The organism is Candidatus Poriferisodalis sp. (assembly GCF_965204125.1).
Lineage (GTDB): Bacteria > Actinomycetota > Acidimicrobiia > Acidimicrobiales > Poriferisodalaceae > Poriferisodalis.
In genome coordinates this window covers 3,051,033-3,065,892 of record NZ_OZ241968.1, presented here as the reverse complement: position 1 = coordinate 3,065,892, position 14,860 = coordinate 3,051,033, and the positions used below count along the sequence as shown (strand labels likewise).

17 protein-coding genes are annotated in these 14,860 nt (G+C 65.8%); 14 read left to right on the top strand and 3 right to left on the bottom strand.

From position 1 onward, the window contains the following. The 5 genes from ACOGXD_RS14140 (at position 1) to ACOGXD_RS14120 (ending at position 2,969) form a co-directional block, all read left to right on the top strand. Positions 1 to 684 (top strand): polyphenol oxidase family protein, encoded by a 684-nt coding sequence (locus tag ACOGXD_RS14140; protein ID WP_419915656.1) that lies wholly within the window; start codon positions 1 to 3, stop codon positions 682 to 684. Further along, positions 681 to 1,364: a YggS family pyridoxal phosphate-dependent enzyme gene (locus ACOGXD_RS14135; RefSeq protein WP_419915655.1), complete on the top strand. Its 684-nt coding sequence runs from the start codon at positions 681 to 683 to the stop codon at positions 1,362 to 1,364. The genes ACOGXD_RS14140 and ACOGXD_RS14135 overlap by 4 nt, the downstream gene beginning before the upstream one ends. A 75-nt stretch (positions 1,365 to 1,439) precedes the next feature. Beyond that, positions 1,440 to 1,952, top strand: a complete 513-nt coding sequence (locus ACOGXD_RS14130; protein WP_419915654.1) for a cell division protein SepF — start codon at positions 1,440 to 1,442, stop codon at positions 1,950 to 1,952. A 36-nt stretch (positions 1,953 to 1,988) separates the two neighbouring features. Then, on the top strand, positions 1,989 to 2,243 hold the full coding sequence (locus ACOGXD_RS14125) for a YggT family protein (RefSeq protein ID WP_323673199.1): 255 nt from the start codon (positions 1,989 to 1,991) through the stop codon (positions 2,241 to 2,243). A 21-nt stretch (positions 2,244 to 2,264) separates the two neighbouring features. After that, positions 2,265 to 2,969, top strand: coding sequence for a hypothetical protein (locus ACOGXD_RS14120; protein ID WP_419915653.1), 705 nt, complete (start codon positions 2,265 to 2,267; stop codon positions 2,967 to 2,969). Here ACOGXD_RS14120 and ileS read toward each other — a convergent pair. After that, the gene (gene ileS / locus ACOGXD_RS14115) at positions 2,966 to 6,160 is read right to left on the bottom strand and encodes an isoleucine--tRNA ligase (protein ID WP_419917414.1); all 3,195 of its coding nucleotides are present in this window, start codon (positions 6,158 to 6,160) and stop codon (positions 2,966 to 2,968) included. The two genes, ACOGXD_RS14120 and ileS, sit on opposite strands and share 4 nt — an antisense overlap. A 139-nt stretch (positions 6,161 to 6,299) precedes the next feature. Between ileS and ACOGXD_RS14110 the strand changes: the two genes are divergently transcribed. Genes ACOGXD_RS14110 through ACOGXD_RS14100 form a run of 3 tightly spaced genes read left to right on the top strand, consistent with a single transcriptional unit; the run spans position 6,300 to position 8,393 of the window. Then, positions 6,300 to 6,911 (top strand): TraR/DksA family transcriptional regulator, encoded by a 612-nt coding sequence (locus ACOGXD_RS14110; protein ID WP_419915652.1) that lies wholly within the window; start codon positions 6,300 to 6,302, stop codon positions 6,909 to 6,911. 49 nt (positions 6,912 to 6,960) lie between these two features. Then, positions 6,961 to 7,446, top strand: coding sequence for a signal peptidase II (lspA, locus tag ACOGXD_RS14105; protein WP_419915651.1), 486 nt, complete (start codon positions 6,961 to 6,963; stop codon positions 7,444 to 7,446). Next, on the top strand, positions 7,443 to 8,393 hold the full coding sequence (locus ACOGXD_RS14100; protein ID WP_419915650.1) for an RluA family pseudouridine synthase: 951 nt from the start codon (positions 7,443 to 7,445) through the stop codon (positions 8,391 to 8,393). Before lspA ends, ACOGXD_RS14100 begins: the two co-directional genes overlap by 4 nt. A gap of 4 nt (positions 8,394 to 8,397) precedes the next feature. Here ACOGXD_RS14100 and ACOGXD_RS14095 read toward each other — a convergent pair whose 3' ends face one another. Further along, positions 8,398 to 8,811, bottom strand: coding sequence for an RrF2 family transcriptional regulator (locus ACOGXD_RS14095; protein ID WP_419915649.1), 414 nt, complete (start codon positions 8,809 to 8,811; stop codon positions 8,398 to 8,400). An 87-nt stretch (positions 8,812 to 8,898) separates the two neighbouring features. Here ACOGXD_RS14095 and ACOGXD_RS14090 point away from each other — a divergent pair, with 87 nt between their 5' ends. The 6 genes from ACOGXD_RS14090 to ACOGXD_RS14065 all read left to right on the top strand — a co-directional run bounded on the left by ACOGXD_RS14090 (position 8,899) and on the right by ACOGXD_RS14065 (position 13,956). Continuing rightward, positions 8,899 to 10,035: an alkaline phosphatase family protein gene (locus tag ACOGXD_RS14090; RefSeq protein ID WP_419915648.1), complete on the top strand. Its 1,137-nt coding sequence runs from the start codon at positions 8,899 to 8,901 to the stop codon at positions 10,033 to 10,035. 74 nt (positions 10,036 to 10,109) lie between these two features. Next, entirely contained in the window at positions 10,110 to 10,634 is a 525-nt protein-coding gene (locus ACOGXD_RS14085) for a proteasome activator (protein WP_419915647.1), read from the top strand. 85 nt (positions 10,635 to 10,719) lie between these two features. After that, on the top strand, positions 10,720 to 11,385 hold the full coding sequence (locus tag ACOGXD_RS14080) for a hypothetical protein (protein WP_419915646.1): 666 nt from the start codon (positions 10,720 to 10,722) through the stop codon (positions 11,383 to 11,385). Between the two features lie 46 nt (positions 11,386 to 11,431). Continuing rightward, entirely contained in the window at positions 11,432 to 12,097 is a 666-nt protein-coding gene (locus tag ACOGXD_RS14075; protein ID WP_419915645.1) for a nitroreductase family protein, read from the top strand. A 174-nt stretch (positions 12,098 to 12,271) separates the two neighbouring features. After that, complete coding sequence (locus ACOGXD_RS14070; RefSeq protein WP_419917413.1) at positions 12,272 to 12,661, top strand: Zn-ribbon domain-containing OB-fold protein; 390 nt, start codon at positions 12,272 to 12,274, stop codon at positions 12,659 to 12,661. 83 nt (positions 12,662 to 12,744) lie between these two features. Then, complete coding sequence (locus ACOGXD_RS14065) at positions 12,745 to 13,956, top strand: thiolase family protein (protein ID WP_419915644.1); 1,212 nt, start codon at positions 12,745 to 12,747, stop codon at positions 13,954 to 13,956. A gap of 2 nt (positions 13,957 to 13,958) precedes the next feature. Here the strand turns inward: ACOGXD_RS14065 and ACOGXD_RS14060 are convergent, their stop codons facing one another. Continuing rightward, positions 13,959 to 14,846 (bottom strand): TIGR03619 family F420-dependent LLM class oxidoreductase, encoded by an 888-nt coding sequence (locus ACOGXD_RS14060; RefSeq protein WP_419915643.1) that lies wholly within the window; start codon positions 14,844 to 14,846, stop codon positions 13,959 to 13,961. Positions 14,847 to 14,860: the final 14 nt, after the last annotated feature.

Here is a 14,860-nt window from a genome sequence, read left to right as displayed (position 1 = left end):
ATGCTGACGCTTCGCCGCCGCTGCGGGAACAGCCTGGTGTGCATCTCGGTCAGTGAACGCTCCGACGGCGACTGCGCTCCGACGGACGGCACTGCCCCCGGCAACGTGACCGTCCTGCGGCAGGTCCACGGCACGCGAGTTGTCGAGGTCGGACAACCAGGAGAGCACCAGGGTGTGAGCGCAGACGCGGCGTGGACGTGGACGCCACGAGCCACACTGGCCGTGCGAACTGCCGACTGCGTGCCAATAGCGCTGTACGGGACCGATGCAGCCGGTCGAGGGGCGGTCGCGGCGGTGCACGCGGGGTGGCGTGGCCTGCTCGATGGCGTCGTTGCTGCGACCTGCGCCGAGCTCGGCCGCCATGGAATTCGTGGCCTACGCGCCGTCGTCGGACCTCATATCTGCCCCCAGCACTACGAATTCGGTGCCGATCAGCTGGACGCAGCCAGCGAGGCACTCGGTCCATCGGTGTCGAGCACAACGAAATGGGGCAGTCCGGCGCTCGATCTGGGCGAGGCCGCACGGCTGCTACTGCGACGGAACGGGGCCGTCATCGACAGCGAGGTCGGCCGCTGCACTGCCGCCGATGAGCGCTATTTTTCGCACCGAGCTCGTGGCGAGCAGGGCCGGACGGCGCTGCTGGTGTGCCTCGAGGCTCAGCAGGAAGGCCTTCACGATCGATGATCGACGCCGATGACGTCCGCCGACGCACGGAGCGCGTCCAGCATCGGATAGCTGACGCCGGCGGCGACATCGCTCGCATCGGCATCGTGGCAGTGACCAAGGGATTCGACAGTTCGGCCATCGAGGCTGCCGCTCGTGCTGGTTTGTCCATGATCGGCGAGAACTACGCCCAGGAGCTGCACGGGAAATGGAACGAACTTGGCACTGCGACCAAGACCGCCGTCGAGATCCACTTCATTGGGCGTCTGCAGTCAAACAAGGTCCGGCAACTCGCTGGAGTGGTCGACGTGTGGCAGAGCGTGGACCGGATGCGGTTGGTTTCCGAGATAGCGCGCCACGATCCCGGAGCTTCCATCTTCGTGCAGCTCGACGTGAGTGGCAGCGCCACGCAGGGTGGCTGCCGGCCGGATGAGGCTTCGCCTTTGGTCGCTGCCGCCCGTCGAGAGGGACTTGATGTGGCGGGTTGCATGGCCATCGGCCCGCAGAGTTCGCCGCCTGAAATCGAAAAGGCATTCGGCGAATTGGCCCGATTCGCCGACCGCCACCAACTCGAGCATCGCTGCATGGGCATGAGCACAGATCTCGAGGCGGCGGTAAGAGCGGGTTCGACCATGGTGCGAATTGGCACTGCGCTCTTCGGCAATCGCCCGCCCCGAAGTGCCTCAGCTCAGGGTGCCTGACCGCAACTTGACAAGTCGGTACCCTGTGCGATCGAGGCAGCCCTTGACCGAGGCTGTCGTTTATCGAGGTTCTGCATGGCATCGTTCATGAAGCAGGCAATGAGCTATCTGGGCTTGGGTCCGGATGACAGCTATGCGCCGCCACCAGAACGCGCCATGCCTGGCGAGATACCCACGGCAGAGGCATTTGCCGATCAGACCGGCCAGAGCGGCGTCACCGTCGTTGAGCGACCGACGGCAGCAACACCCCAGGCCGCACCCGCTGCGCCGACTTCAGCCGTGCGCCGTGTCGCCACATCCACAGCGCAGCCGTTCGTGCTGATGCCCCGGATGTTCGATGATGCGCAGCAGATCGGAGACCGCTTCAAGCGCGATCAACCGATCATCTTGAATCTGCAGGGGCTCGATCGCGATACCGCTCGCCGGCTCCTCGACTTCGCCAGCGGCCTGTGCTACGCCCGTGATGGAGAGATGCGCAAGGTCGCGAACGCCGTATACATGCTTGTGCCCGCGAATGTCGTGGTGAGCGATGCCGAGCATCATGCAGTTGCTGCGCAGGACGCCTCCGCGCAGGACGTCGGCCGCTGAAACGCTCCAGCGCGGACCCCCAAGCGGAGCGATGAGATGCTGTGCACGCTGATATCGCTCTACGTGTTCGCCATCTTTGCGCGTGTGCTGTTCAGCTGGATCCCGCTTGCCCCGGAGAGTCCGGTCATGGTTGTGCGGACTTGGCTGGTACGCATCACCGAACCGGTCATGGGTCCGTTGCGGCGAGCACTGCCCGCGGTCCGACTGGGCCGCGTGGCACTCGACCTGTCACCGATAGTGCTGATCATCGGACTGCAAGTCTTTGTGGCGGGCATGCTGCTGGGATGCTGAGACGCTGGTACATTCCGCGCCATGGCGAGCCCTGATTCTCCTTCCGTCGAGCCTTCCGATACCGAGGGCGAGGGCTTGCTCGAGACCATCGGCGCGCAGCTTGCGACGCTCGCGGCGCAAGTGTCCGAGATCGACCAGCGCATGAGCAGCGTGGAATCGGGAGCGCCATCACAACCGGTAGAAGTACGGCTGTCGCCCGAGACGGTGGCGCAGATTGCCGATGCACTCGCTGCCCTGCAGGCGGCAGGCACTCAGGCACTGGACGAAGCGTTCAAGACGGCGAGCGACGACCTCACCGAGGCGCTGTCGGGTCTCGTACGGTCTGAGATATCGAGGACGCTGACCGACGCCGGTTACACCGTTGAGGTCACTGAGGTCGCTGAATCGGATATCGACGACGAGCCGTTCGAGGACAGCACAGTCGCCGATACTGCCGCCGAGAGCGACGTGGGCGAGCTGTCTGAGCCAGAGCCGATCGCGGCCTCCGTTCGCTCTGGTCCAGATGCCGGCGCCATGCCGTCGATCGTCGCTCCGCTGGCCGCGGCCGAGCGGGTCGACGCTGCGTACGAATCGATCAGTTCCGGGCCGGAGAGCGACACGGGCGACGAGGAAACCGATGACGTCGACGGCGATGTCATCGACACGGACCGGGCCCCGCTCCGGATCGACGAGCTTGATGATCCCTTCCTGGAGGCGCTGATCCGCAAGGAACCTCTGTCTGCTTAGACAGCCGCCCGCGAGCAGACCGCCAGATCGACGTCGGGTTCGTCGCTGCCGTCGAGCCAGCGGATCTCCTCCGCCAACACAGCTGCTCCCACCAACGGCTCATGCTGACGGATCGCATCCAGGTTCGGCGGGCTCCAGCGGATCGTCAGGTTGATGCGGTCGGTGACCTCGAGACCGTGCTCCTTGCGCGTTTGCTGGATGTGGCGGATCAGATCGCGAGCTGCACCCTCCGCTTCCAACTCAGGCGTGACCGTGGCGTCCAGCGTCACGACCAGTTGCTGATCTTCCAACACCGATGTTGTGGCCGGGTCCGCTGGTTGCAGGGTGAGCTGGTACTCGCCCTCACGCAGCTGGTGGCCTCCAGCAATCACCGCACCCTCGGCTGTGACGCGCCAATCGCCCGTTCGGGCAGCCACGAAGACTTCCTGAACATCTGCGCCCAACCGCGGTCCCAGCACCGAGCCCTCCGGGCGCAGCACATGGGTTGCGAGGTCGTCAAGCTCATCGCGGAGCTTCACCTCCCGGACGTTGATCTCCTCGGCCAGAAGCAGGGCGAACGGTTCGAGCTGCTCAGCACCGGTGCCGGCCACGGTCACGCTGCGCAGCGGCAGCCGGACGCGCAAGCCGGCGTCTTCGCGCACTCGCAGAGCTGCGGAGGCCGCAGCGCGCACCGCATCCATCCGCTCGACAAGGTCAGGATCCAGCGGGAGCATCTCGGGGTCGGGCCAGTGGCTCAGGTGCACGCTGTCACCGCCGGTCAGCCCGCTGTAGATCTCTTCGGTGATCATCGGCAGCAGCGGGGCCGCCATGGCAGCAAAGATCCTCAGCACCGTGTACAGCGTGTCGAAGGCGTCAGGCTCGCCCGTGTTCCCGCCTTCAGCGGACAGGACGCGGGTGAACTCGCCCCAGAAGCGCGTCCGGCTGCGGCGGATGTACCAGTTGTTCAACGCGTCGATGAATGCCTGCAGCTCCGCAGCGGCCCCCGGCAAGTCGTACGCGTCGAAACTCGCCGTGACTGATTCCAGCGTGGCCCTGGTCTTGGCCAGCAAGTAGCGATCGAGCACATGAGGAGAGTCGGCTCGTACCTTGGCTTCGTAGCCATCGGCATTCGCGTACAGCGTGAAGAACGCATATGAGTTCCAGATCGGGATCAGCACCTGCCGGGCGACCTCGTCGATGCCGCTGTCGGAAATGCGCGTATCGCCGCCCCGCACGATGTTCGTCGCCATCAGGTACCACCGCAGTGCATCGGACCCCTGATTGGCGAAGATGTCGGTGGGCTCGGTGTAGTTCCGCAGCCGCTTGGACAGCTTGTTGCCGTCGGCGGCGAGCAGCACGCCATGGCAGATCACATTCTGGAACGCTGGCTTGGAGAACAGCGCGCCCGCCAGAACGTGCAGCGTGTAGAACCAGCCACGGGTCTGGTTGATGTACTCCACGATGAAATCGGCGGGGAAGTTCTTCTCGAACCACTCCGAATTCTCGAACGGGTAGTGCACCTGCGCGAAAGGCATCGAACCCGACTCGAACCAGCAGTCGAGCACCTCCGGCACACGTCGCATGGTCGAGCGGCCCGTGGGGTCGTCGGGGTTCGGGCGTGTCAGCTCGTCGATGAACGGCCGGTGCAGATCCGTCGGGCGCACGCCGAAGTCGGCTTCGAGCTCGTCGAGACTGCCGTACACATCGATGCGGGGGTAGTCAGGGTCATCGCTCATCCAGATCGGGATCGGCGAACCCCAGAACCGGTTGCGACTGATGGACCAGTCACGGGCACCTGCCAGCCATTGGCCGAATCGGCCGTCGCGCACGTGGCCGGGCACCCAGTTGATCTGCTGGTTGGTCTCGGCTAGGAGTTCGGAGATCTCGGTGACCTTCACGTACCACGAGCTGATGGCCTTGTAGATGATCGGCGTGTCCGTGCGCCAGCAGTGCGGGTAGTTGTGCTCGTAACTGTCGTGGCGCAGCACCCTGTCGCGTCGTTTCAGCTCGGCGATGATCTGCGGGTTTGCCTCGAAGACGTTGAGATCAGCCCACGGCGTCACCGGTTCGGTGAAACAACCCCGATCATCCACCGGCACGGCATCGCCGATGTCAATGCCGTGGACTTCGCAGAGTGACTGATCCTCCTCGCCGAAGCCAGGCGCCAGGTGAACTACGCCGGTGCCTTCCGATGTGTCCACGAAGTCGCCGACGAGCACCCGGAACGCCTCAGTGCGATGGGCGAAGAAGTCGAACATCGGCGAGTAGCGGCGGCCTGCGAGATCCGTGCCGCTCATCGTGCCCACGACGGTGTACGGCTCGAGGTGGGCCGCGTACTGCTCGAGACAGTCTGACGCGAGGACGTAATGGCCACCGCCGAGCGCCTCCGACTGCACCACGGCATAGGAGATCTCCTCGCCGACGGCGACTGCGAGATTGGACGGCAGGGTCCACGGTGTGGTCGTCCATGCGAGCAGTCGCAACGGACCGTCTGTGATGGCTGTGCCGGCCATGCTGCTTTCGCCGGCTGGCTCATCGGCTTCATCGAGTTGGAACCAGACCGTGATAGCAGGATCCTGGCGAGGTCTCGTGGCGTCGTCGAGCCTGATCTCGAAATTGGACAGCGGGGTTTCTGCGCCCCACGAATAGGGCATGACCCGGAATGCCTGGTAGACGAGACCGCGGTCCCAGAGCTGCTTGAACGCCCACATGACCGATTCCATGTAGGGCAGGTCCATCGTCTTGTAGTCGTCGTCGAAGTCGACCCATCGTGCCTGGCGGGTGACGGTCTTGCGCCACTCCGCCGTGTACCGCAGCACCGAGTCACGGCACTGGGCGTTGAAGCGCTCGATGCCGAAGTCCGTGATCGCAGCGCGCCCGCTCACGCCGAGCTCGCGTTCGGTCTCCATCTCTGCAGGCAGGCCATGGCAGTCCCAGCCGAAACGTCGGTTGACGCGGCGACCGCGCATCGTCTGGTATCGAGGAACCACATCCTTGACGTAGCCAGTCAGCAGGTGGCCGTGGTGCGGCAACCCGTTGGCAAAGGGCGGACCGTCATAGAAGACGAACTCGTCGTCCGCGGACCTGTTGGCAATCGACGTCTCAAACGTCCCCTGCTCGTGCCAACGCGCGAGTATCCGTTCCTCGATCTGCGGGAAGTCCGCCTGCGCAGGTACACGTGGGTACACGGTGTCGGTCGGCTCTCGCTTCACCAGCGCCTCCTGGACTTCGCCTGAGCCCACGAGACAGCGAGGGTACCCCTGAGGCAGGGAAATCAACGGGGTTGCGAACTGCCAAACGCAGTCGAAATCGGCGACCTAGACTGCCGCGTCGCTTCTGTGGGGAGGAGCCATGGCCACTGCGAAGAAGGCTTCCGCCCGTAAGGCTGCCGCGAAGAAGGCTCCGGCACGGAAGCAGGCAGCGAATTCCTCGAAGACCAAGACCGCCGCGAGAAAGGCAGGCGCAGCCAAGAAGGCAACCGCAAAAAAGGCTGTTTCGAAGAAGACTCCCGCGAAGAAGGCAGGCCCCGCCAAGAAGGCAACCGCCAAGAAGGCCGCACCCCGCCGCAACGCTCCAAAACCCCGCTTCGGTGAGGTATTTCTCGAGAAACAGCGACAGGCGCTGCTGGCTGAACGCCGTCGCTACACGGAACACGCCGAACGGTACGAGGCCGAGGCCGAACAGCTCGTCAGCGAGCGCGAACCGGGTGATGTCCAGTTCGATGAGGAGTCGGGTGAGGGAGACTCCATCGCTGTGGAGCGCGATCGGGCGCTGCAGATCTCAGCTCGCGAACGCGAGGAGATCGCCGAGATCGATGCGGCCTTGGCGCGCATCAAAGACGGCACCTACGGCATCTGTGTCGTCTCGGGCAAACCGATCCCCAAGGAGCGCCTGGAAGCGATCCCGCACGCTTCCATGCGCGTGGAGGTCAAGAGCAGCGGTCCGGCGTGGCGTCGGCCGTAGTGGCTGAGCCGAGGTGTTCGCAAACGTTCCATCAGCCCCCCAAGCCCGCGTGACGCGCAGCATCGCCATCACCGTCACCTCGGGTGTCGTCCTCTGCCTGGATCAGACCACCAAGGCGTGGGCCGTGGCTTCTCTGGACGACCGCGTCATCGACCTCGTGTGGACGCTGCGCCTGCGGCTTGTGCACAACACCGGTTTTGCCTTCTCGGCGGGCCAGCGCCTCGGCCCGGTGCTGGCGCTCGTGGCCATCGTGATCGTCGGAGTGCTCTGGCTGTCGCGGCGTCGCGTCCAAGGCCAATGGGCCTCCATCGGTCTCGGTGGGATCATCGGGGGAGCGCTGGGCAACCTCGCCGACCGCGTCTTTCGCGGCGCAGCCTGGGGGCGCGGCGCGGTCGTGGACTTCATCGACCTGCAGTGGTGGCCGATCTTCAACGTGGCTGATGCGTGTATCACCGTCGGGCTCGTCATCGTGTTGGTCCACCTGTATCGCAGTGAGCGGCGCCGGACCGGGGCCTCCCGAGAGGCGCCTGGGTGAGCAACCGGCCGACACGCTTCGAGATACCGGAGTCGCTGTCCGGCGAACGCATCGACCGTGCGCTGTCGCTGTTGACCGGGCGGTCCCGATCAGACACGGCGAAGATGGTTGCCGAGAGGTGCGTTCTGGTCGACGGCCAGATCGCTCGGGCCGGCTCGGTACGGGTTGCTGCTGGCTCGACCGTAGAAGTCACGGACATGCAGCTTTCCAGAGCATTCCGGGAGCAGCGCCGTGAGATTGCCCCCATCGATGTGCTGTATGCCGATGGCGACGTCGTGGTCGTCGACAAGCCGTCCGGAGTCGTCACCCATCCGGGAAGCGGGCACCCTGCGGGCACGCTTGCGGACGCATTGGTCGAGCGGTATCCAGATATGGCCGGTGTCGGTGAGCCCGGCAGACCCGGCATAGTGCACCGGCTCGACCGGGGGACCAGCGGCGTATTGGTGTGCGCACGCAGTTCGCGGGCATATGACGCGCTTGTCGAGCAACTCTCGAAGCGACAGGTTCACAGAACTTATGCAGCCCTCGTACGGGGGCACCCCTCTTCGCCGACGGGCACGATCGATGCGCCGATCGGCCGGGATCGCGAGCATCGCACGCTCATGGCCGTCAGCTCCGAGGGTCGCGAGGCCAGGACGCACTACAGCGTCGTCGAGTCCTATGTGCATCCTGCGGAAGCCTCGCTGCTCCGCTGCCGGCTCGAGACTGGGCGGACACACCAGATCCGCGTGCATCTAGCCAGCATCGGGCTGCCGTTGCTCGGCGACCTGACCTACGGCGTGCCGGATCCATTCGGCATCGGGCGCCCGCTGCTGCACGCGATCCGGTTGGCCTTCGAGCACCCTGCCACAGGCGTGGAGATGAGCTTTGAGGCGGAGATGCCAGGCGACTTCATGGAGGCGCTGAGACGCCTCGGTACCGAGCCGTCGGTTTTCCCGACGGACTAGACCGCTACGGCGATTCGACGGCAGGCCTGGGCCATGGCGCGCGTCCCTGTGCGATCTCGGCCACAGCAGCGAGGCTGTAGGAATCCAATTCGGCACGCATGCGATGGCCGACCGAGTCCCAGATGGCGAGCAACACGCACTGACCTTCGTGGTCGCAGGCACCATCTTGATGAGGCTGGCCGAAATCGCCGAGAGCGATCGGGCCGTCGACTGCTCGAATGATCATCCCGATCGTGATCTCGGCTGGGTCGCGAGCCATGACGTACCCGCCGCCGACGCCGCGCTTGGATCGCACCAACCCGGCCCCTTTGAGCGCAAGCAGGATCTGCTCGAGATAGGGCTGGGGCAGACCTGTGCGCTCTGCGATGTCGCGCACCGAGGTCGGCCGGCCGTTGTCGTTGAGGACCAGGGACAGCAACGCGCGGCTTGCGTAGTCTCCCCGCGTCGAGACCGCCACGGTGGCAGCGTAGCCCCGCTGCCGGCTCAGCCTCCTAGGGTCAGCATCGTGGAGGACGACGCCGTCGAACACAGCGGGAGCAGCGAGCCGCTGGCGCTCGACCGCACACTGCCGACGTATGACGACCGGTGCGTCACTGCTGTGGCTCCGGCTCTGTGCGCCGGCGTGGAAGCTGATCTCGTCAGCGATGCTGCTGCAGCAGCACGCACGGTGGTGCTGCTGGTCGTGGATGGCCTCGGCTGGCACCAGTTGCGCCGCCATCGATCGCTCGCACCGTCGCTTGCTGCGGCGAGCGACGCGACGCCGCCGATCACCACGGTTGCTCCCAGTACCACCGCGACGGCAATGACGTCGCTGACCACCGGGGCAGCGCCGGGTGAGCATGGACTGGTCGGTTACCGCATTGCGACTCCTCTCGGGCTGCTCAATGCGCTTCGCTGGCGGGCCGGCGGTCGGGATGTGCGAGCTGCGCTGCCGCCTGACGAACTGCAGCCCGTCGCACCCTTCTGCGGCCAGCCCACCGCTGTCGTGACGCGTGCCGAATTCCGCCACAGTGGCTTCACCGGTGCCCACCTGCGAGGGGGAACGTTCTGGGGGTGGCACGACCTGCCTGGCTTCGTCTCCGCGGTGCGAGCAGCGGTCAACAAGGGATTTCGGTTCGTCTTCGCCTACTACGACGCTGTCGACAAGATCGCTCACGAGTTCGGACTCGGCGAGCACTACCGCGCTGCCCTCGCAGAGACCGAGCGTCTGGCTGTTGCTCTGCGCAGTGATCTGCCCACCGAAACGTCGCTCATCGTCACTGCCGATCACGGCGTCGTCGAGGTTCGCGAACCGCCGGTGATGGTCGATCCCGAGGTTGTCGCCCTGACGGACGGCTGGTCGGGCGAGGCCAGGCTGCTGTGGCTGCACGCCCGCGCCGGCACCGAGCCCGAGCTTCTGGCCGCCTGCGAGCGCTACGCCGGTTTTGCAGAGATCGCGCCTGTCGAGCAGGTACTCGACGAACAGTGGCTGGGTCGTCATGTCACCGAGACCGCCAGGGGCCGGCTCGGTGATGTGGCGCTGGTGCCCAGGGGCCTACGCGCCTTCACCATGCCCGATGAGGACCAGCCCCACCACGCACTCATCGGCCGTCACGGGGGCCTCACCGCAGAGGAAATGCTGGTGCCGTTCGCGCAGCTCTGAACGATCTGGGCGGTAAGGCTGGGTCAGCGTGTACCCAGTGTTTATGCGGCCGGGAGCACTGCGGCCCGGCGGGGATGGAATTCTCGCCAGATAGCATTTTGCTGGTGGTCGGCGATCCAGTTCCAGACCCAGAGCAGGGCGAGTTGCTGGAGGGCGGACCACTCACAGAAGACGACATCGACGGCGAGGCCTTCGTTCCCGAACCGGCGAAGCTCATGCGCATCGGCGGCATGATTCGCAAGCTGCTCGAAGAAGTCCGCCACGCGGAACTCGACGAAGCAGGTCGCGATCGCATGCGCGACGTGTATCACCTATCGGTTGACGAACTGGCAACAGCTCTGTCCGAACCGCTCGCTGACGAGCTGAACCGGATTGCGCAGCCGTTCGACGAGGACATCCCGTCAGGACCTGAGCTGCGGATCGCCCAGGCTCAGCTGGTGGGATGGCTCGAAGGGCTCTTCCACGGCATCCAAGCTGCGGTATCAGCGCAGCAGATGATGGCAGAGCGCCAGTTGCGCACGATGCGTGGCAACGCACTCGAAGCCGGCGGGCAGCCCCAAAGCTCGCCAGCGGCGGGGCGGGGCGGTGTCTACCTGTGAGCAATCACTGAAGGCAATCACCAATGGAATCAGCTGGCCGGCACCGGGGGATCGGCCAGCGAGCATCGCAGGGAGCGAGAATCACATGGCGCTCGAGGTTGAGACAAAGGACTGCACGGCACTCAGCGATGCTGAGATCTCCGAGATGGCCGAGCTGGTCACCGGCGAGAACGTCCACTTCGACGTCGGCCACCTGTCCAAGCAACGCGATGCGTGGGTGCTCATCACCCATGTCCGAGACGGTGCCAAGCTCGCTGCGTACGGATTCTGCACGCTTGAGCGGGTCGGCGGCGACCCGACCGTGCTGATGGGCGCCGGCGCCACACGGCGTTCGGCTCGCCGCGACAGCGCCCTTCGGGCGATGATGACCGATCAGCTGCGGCGCGCCGTGCTGGCCTTCCCCGACGAGGACGTGCTGGTGGCCTGCCAGATGGCAGACGCAGCTGCGTTTACGGCATTCAAGCCGCTTGACCGGGTGGTGCCCCGTCCCGGCTACGAGCCGAATGGCGAGGACCGCGCATGGGGACGGCGACTGGCCAAGCGCTTCGACGTGCAGGGCGAGTACAAGGCACGAGAGTTCAAGGTGTATGGGGACGGCGGGCCGTCATTTGTGCTGAATCACACGGCACCACGGCCTGAGAAGCTGGATCCGGCGATGATCGGGCTGTTCGACGGCTTCGATACGGCCAACGGCGATGCATTGATCGCGTTCGGCTGGGCCAGCCGGGAAGATCTGGCGAAGCTGCTGTAGCGCTCGCCACCCCTCGGCTCAGCCTCTGCGGGAAGCGCATGTGCTGGTGACCTCATCATTCAGCAAACTCGCCCGTCGCCGCAGGATGACACGGCATTTCCTGCCGGATCGGATCGATGACAGCCTGCTTGAGCGAATCCTCGACACCGCCCGCCGTGTCCCGTCGGCTGGCAACGCGCAGGGCTTCGATTTCGTTGTGCTCCGTGGCCCCAGCGAGACGGCCCGTTACTGGGATACCACCCTGCCCCCAGATCGCCGCGAGAGCTTTCGCTGGGACGGGTTGCTGGTTTGCCCAGTCCTTGTCACGCTGTGGGCCGATCCGCAGGCATACATCGATCGTTACGGCGAGACCGACAAGGAACGCTCCGGACTGGGCTCGGGCACGGAGGCCTGGTCGACGCCGTACTGGACCGTGGATGCGGCGTTCGCGGCGCTTGCGCTGCAGTACGCGGCGCTCGACGAGGGCCTCGGGGTGCTGTTCTTCGGCATGTTCGAACACGCTGCAGCCCTAGCAGCTGCTCTCGGTGTGCCGTCAGCGCACCAGCCGGTCGGCGTCGTGGCACTGGGCTGGCCCGATCGAGCTGCCGAGGCGTCCAGCGGTCCCGCGGCGAGCCAGGACAGGCCCCGCCGCCCGCTGTTCGTCGACGAGCCGGGCGAGGCGGCAGCTGCCGACCGCCCGTTGGTGCACTGGGGTCGCTGGACCGGTGGCTGAGTGCCGCTGTTTCGCCTCGCCGCTCAACCTCAGGAACAGGCGCCTGCCGGTGAGCCGCTGGTAAGTTGCTGCGGGAGCGGTCGCCGAACATTATTCGGCCCGCGCCCATCCCGACCCGGGAGGAACGCTGACGTGGCCGATGAGACTGCGCCAGATGAGTGTGGGCCGAAGCAGATGGCGATGGTGGAATATCTCAAGCTCGGCGACGATCCGCACTTGGTTGCGTATGTCTGCGATGCATGCGGGGCCAGTTACTTCGACCGACGAAATGCCTGCGCCGCCTGCGGGGCACGCGAGTTTTCGACTGTCCGGCTCGCCAACACCGGCGCAGTGCGGACCTTCACCATCGTGCATCGTGCTGCCCGGGGCGTGCCGGCGCCCTATGTCTCCGCTGTCGTCGATCTGGACGGGGGCGGCCGAGTCAAGAGCAACATCATCAACATCGAACCCACGCCGTCCAGCGTGAGTCTCGGCATGCGTGTGCGCCTTGCCACCTATGTCACCGCCACCGACGACGACGGCAACGAGGCCGTCGCCTTCGGCTACGAGCCCGAGGCGGCCTGAGCCTGCACACCACACCCGCCCGACCCTGCCAACCGACAAGCAACTGCATCGGCGACAGACCGCCTAGTGAATAGGGAGCACCCATGAGCAACCAAGACCCAGTGTGGATTCTCGGCACCTCCATGACCAAGTTCGGCCGCTACGCCGACAAAGACCTCATCGACCTGGCCGCAGAGGCCTCGCACGGAGCGCTCGATGACGGCGGAGTATCCATGGCAGAGATGGACGTGCTCGCCGCCGGTTGCCTGTACGAGGCCAACGGCGGTGTCGGTCAGCGTCTCCAGAAGCAGCTCGGCCAGACGGGCATTCCCGTCTACAACGTGGCCAATGCCTGTGCAACGGGGGCGACTGCAGTCCGCACGGTGATGATGGCGATCAAGGCCGGCGAGGCGCAGATGGGCCTCGCGGTCGGCGTCGAGCAGATGGGCAAGATGGGCATGCTCGGTGCCGATCGCGCTGCCCGCTCCGACAAGCAGGTCTTCGAGCGCAAGGGACGCTTCGGCTCCGTCGTCGGTGTCGAGGGGCGTCTCGGCACCAACATGATGCCCGGTGTGTTTGCCCAGGCTGGCATGGAGTACGCCTACGAGAACGACGGCGTGGGTTTCGAGCAGTTCGCCAAGGTGGCGCAGAAGAACCACGAGCACTCCACGCTGAACCCGCTGGCGCAATATCGCAAGGCGTTCACGCTCGACGAGGTCATGAGCTCCGAGGTGATCGCCTACCCGAACACCCTGCTGATGTGCTGCCCGACCGGCGATGGATCGGCGGCTGTGGTGCTGGTCTCCGACGAGAAGCTGAAGACGCTGCCGCGTGAACAGCAACGGCGCGCGGTCAAGGTCTCGGCTTCCGTGCTGACCTCAGACCCCTGGACCGAGGGCTGCCAGGTGCAGCCCGACGTCAACACGCTCACTCGCAACGCCGCTGACGCGGCATACGAGGATTCGGGCGTGGATCCTGCCGATCTCGACCTGGTGGAGCTGCACGACTGCTTCGCAACCGCCGAGCTGCGGCACTACGACAACCTGCGGCTGTGCGAACCCGGCGGCGCCGGCGAGTGGATCGACAAGGGCGGCCCGTGGCGCGACGGGGAGATCCCGGTGAACGTGTCGGGCGGCCTGCTGTCGAAGGGGCACCCCATCGGCGCAACCGGCGTGGCCAACCTGTTCGAGGTTGCCACCCACGTCCGCGGCGAGGCCGGCGACCGCCAGGTGCCCGACGCCAAGGTCGGCCTCGCCCACGTGATCGGCCTCGGCTCCAGCTGCGGCGTGCACATCCTGGAGCGTTCCGGCCTCTAGCCCTAGTCTTCGAATGCTGCGAGGGTGGGGGCGAGCTCGTCGAGGTACTGCAGGGTTTCGTCGGCTGAGGGCAGGTCGAAGTTGACGGGCGTGAGAATGAACTGGCTGACGCCGGCTTCGGCGTAGGACTCCAGCCGGTCCATGCGGGGTCGGCCCCAGATGTAGAGCGTGATCGGGATGTCGTCGGCGTTCTCGCGCCCCGCTTCGGCAGCGAGGCGGCGGAATCGTTCGATGCCGCCGAGCACGTCCGGTTTGCCGGTGGTGTTCATGACGCCCACGTCGATCGGTGCCCATTCGTCGGCGTACTCCGCCGCATGCTGGATGCCCAACGGTCCGGCGTTGCCGAGAGCGATGGGCACGGTGCCCTTGATGGGTTTTGGGTAGATCCACGACTCGCTGTAGCTGTCCCACTCGCCCTCGAAGGCGGGCACGGGATCGTCTGCCCAGACAGAGCGCATCGCCGCGATGCGCTCGCGCATGGCGCCGTAGCGGCGGCTGAAGGGCATGTCGGGGCGATGGTCGGCTAGTTCCTCCTTGTTCCAGCCGACGCCGACGCCCAGCACCACACGGCCGCTGGCCAGCACATCGGCGCTGGCGACGGTGCGGGCGAGGTCGATGAGGTCGTGCTGGAGGATGAGGCAGATGCCAGTGCCGAGCGTGATCTGGCTGGTCCGTGCAGCGGCGACGCCGATGGAGACGAACGGGTCCATCATGTGGAAGTAGGTGCCGGGGAGCTGGCCGCCGTTCGGATAGGGGCTCTCGCGGGACGTCGGGATGTGGGTGTGCTCGGGGTACCACACCGATGCGAAGCCGCGTTCTTCGAGTTCTTGCGCGAGGTCGCCTGGGTCGATGCCGCCGTGGTGATTGCCTGTCAGGTATCCGAACTTCATGCCGCGCAGCCTAG

What these genes read in the sequence shown, in the direction of transcription:
- ACOGXD_RS14140 (WP_419915656.1), top strand. Translation starts at nt 1, where the DNA reads ATGCTGACGCTTCGCCGCCGCTGCGGGAACAGCCTGGTGTGCATCTCG.
- ACOGXD_RS14135 (WP_419915655.1), top strand. Translation starts at nt 681, where the DNA reads ATGATCGACGCCGATGACGTCCGCCGACGCACGGAGCGCGTCCAGCAT.
- ACOGXD_RS14130 (WP_419915654.1), top strand. Translation starts at nt 1,440, where the DNA reads ATGGCATCGTTCATGAAGCAGGCAATGAGCTATCTGGGCTTGGGTCCG.
- ACOGXD_RS14125 (WP_323673199.1), top strand. Translation starts at nt 1,989, where the DNA reads ATGCTGTGCACGCTGATATCGCTCTACGTGTTCGCCATCTTTGCGCGT.
- ACOGXD_RS14120 (WP_419915653.1), top strand. Translation starts at nt 2,265, where the DNA reads ATGGCGAGCCCTGATTCTCCTTCCGTCGAGCCTTCCGATACCGAGGGC.
- ACOGXD_RS14110 (WP_419915652.1), top strand. Translation starts at nt 6,300, where the DNA reads ATGGCCACTGCGAAGAAGGCTTCCGCCCGTAAGGCTGCCGCGAAGAAG.
- ACOGXD_RS14085 (WP_419915647.1), top strand. Translation starts at nt 10,110, where the DNA reads ATGGAATTCTCGCCAGATAGCATTTTGCTGGTGGTCGGCGATCCAGTT.
- ACOGXD_RS14080 (WP_419915646.1), top strand. Translation starts at nt 10,720, where the DNA reads ATGGCGCTCGAGGTTGAGACAAAGGACTGCACGGCACTCAGCGATGCT.
- ACOGXD_RS14070 (WP_419917413.1), top strand. Translation starts at nt 12,272, where the DNA reads ATGGCGATGGTGGAATATCTCAAGCTCGGCGACGATCCGCACTTGGTT.
- ACOGXD_RS14065 (WP_419915644.1), top strand. Translation starts at nt 12,745, where the DNA reads ATGAGCAACCAAGACCCAGTGTGGATTCTCGGCACCTCCATGACCAAG.
- ACOGXD_RS14060 (WP_419915643.1), bottom strand. Translation starts at nt 14,846, where the DNA reads ATGAAGTTCGGATACCTGACAGGCAATCACCACGGCGGCATCGACCCA.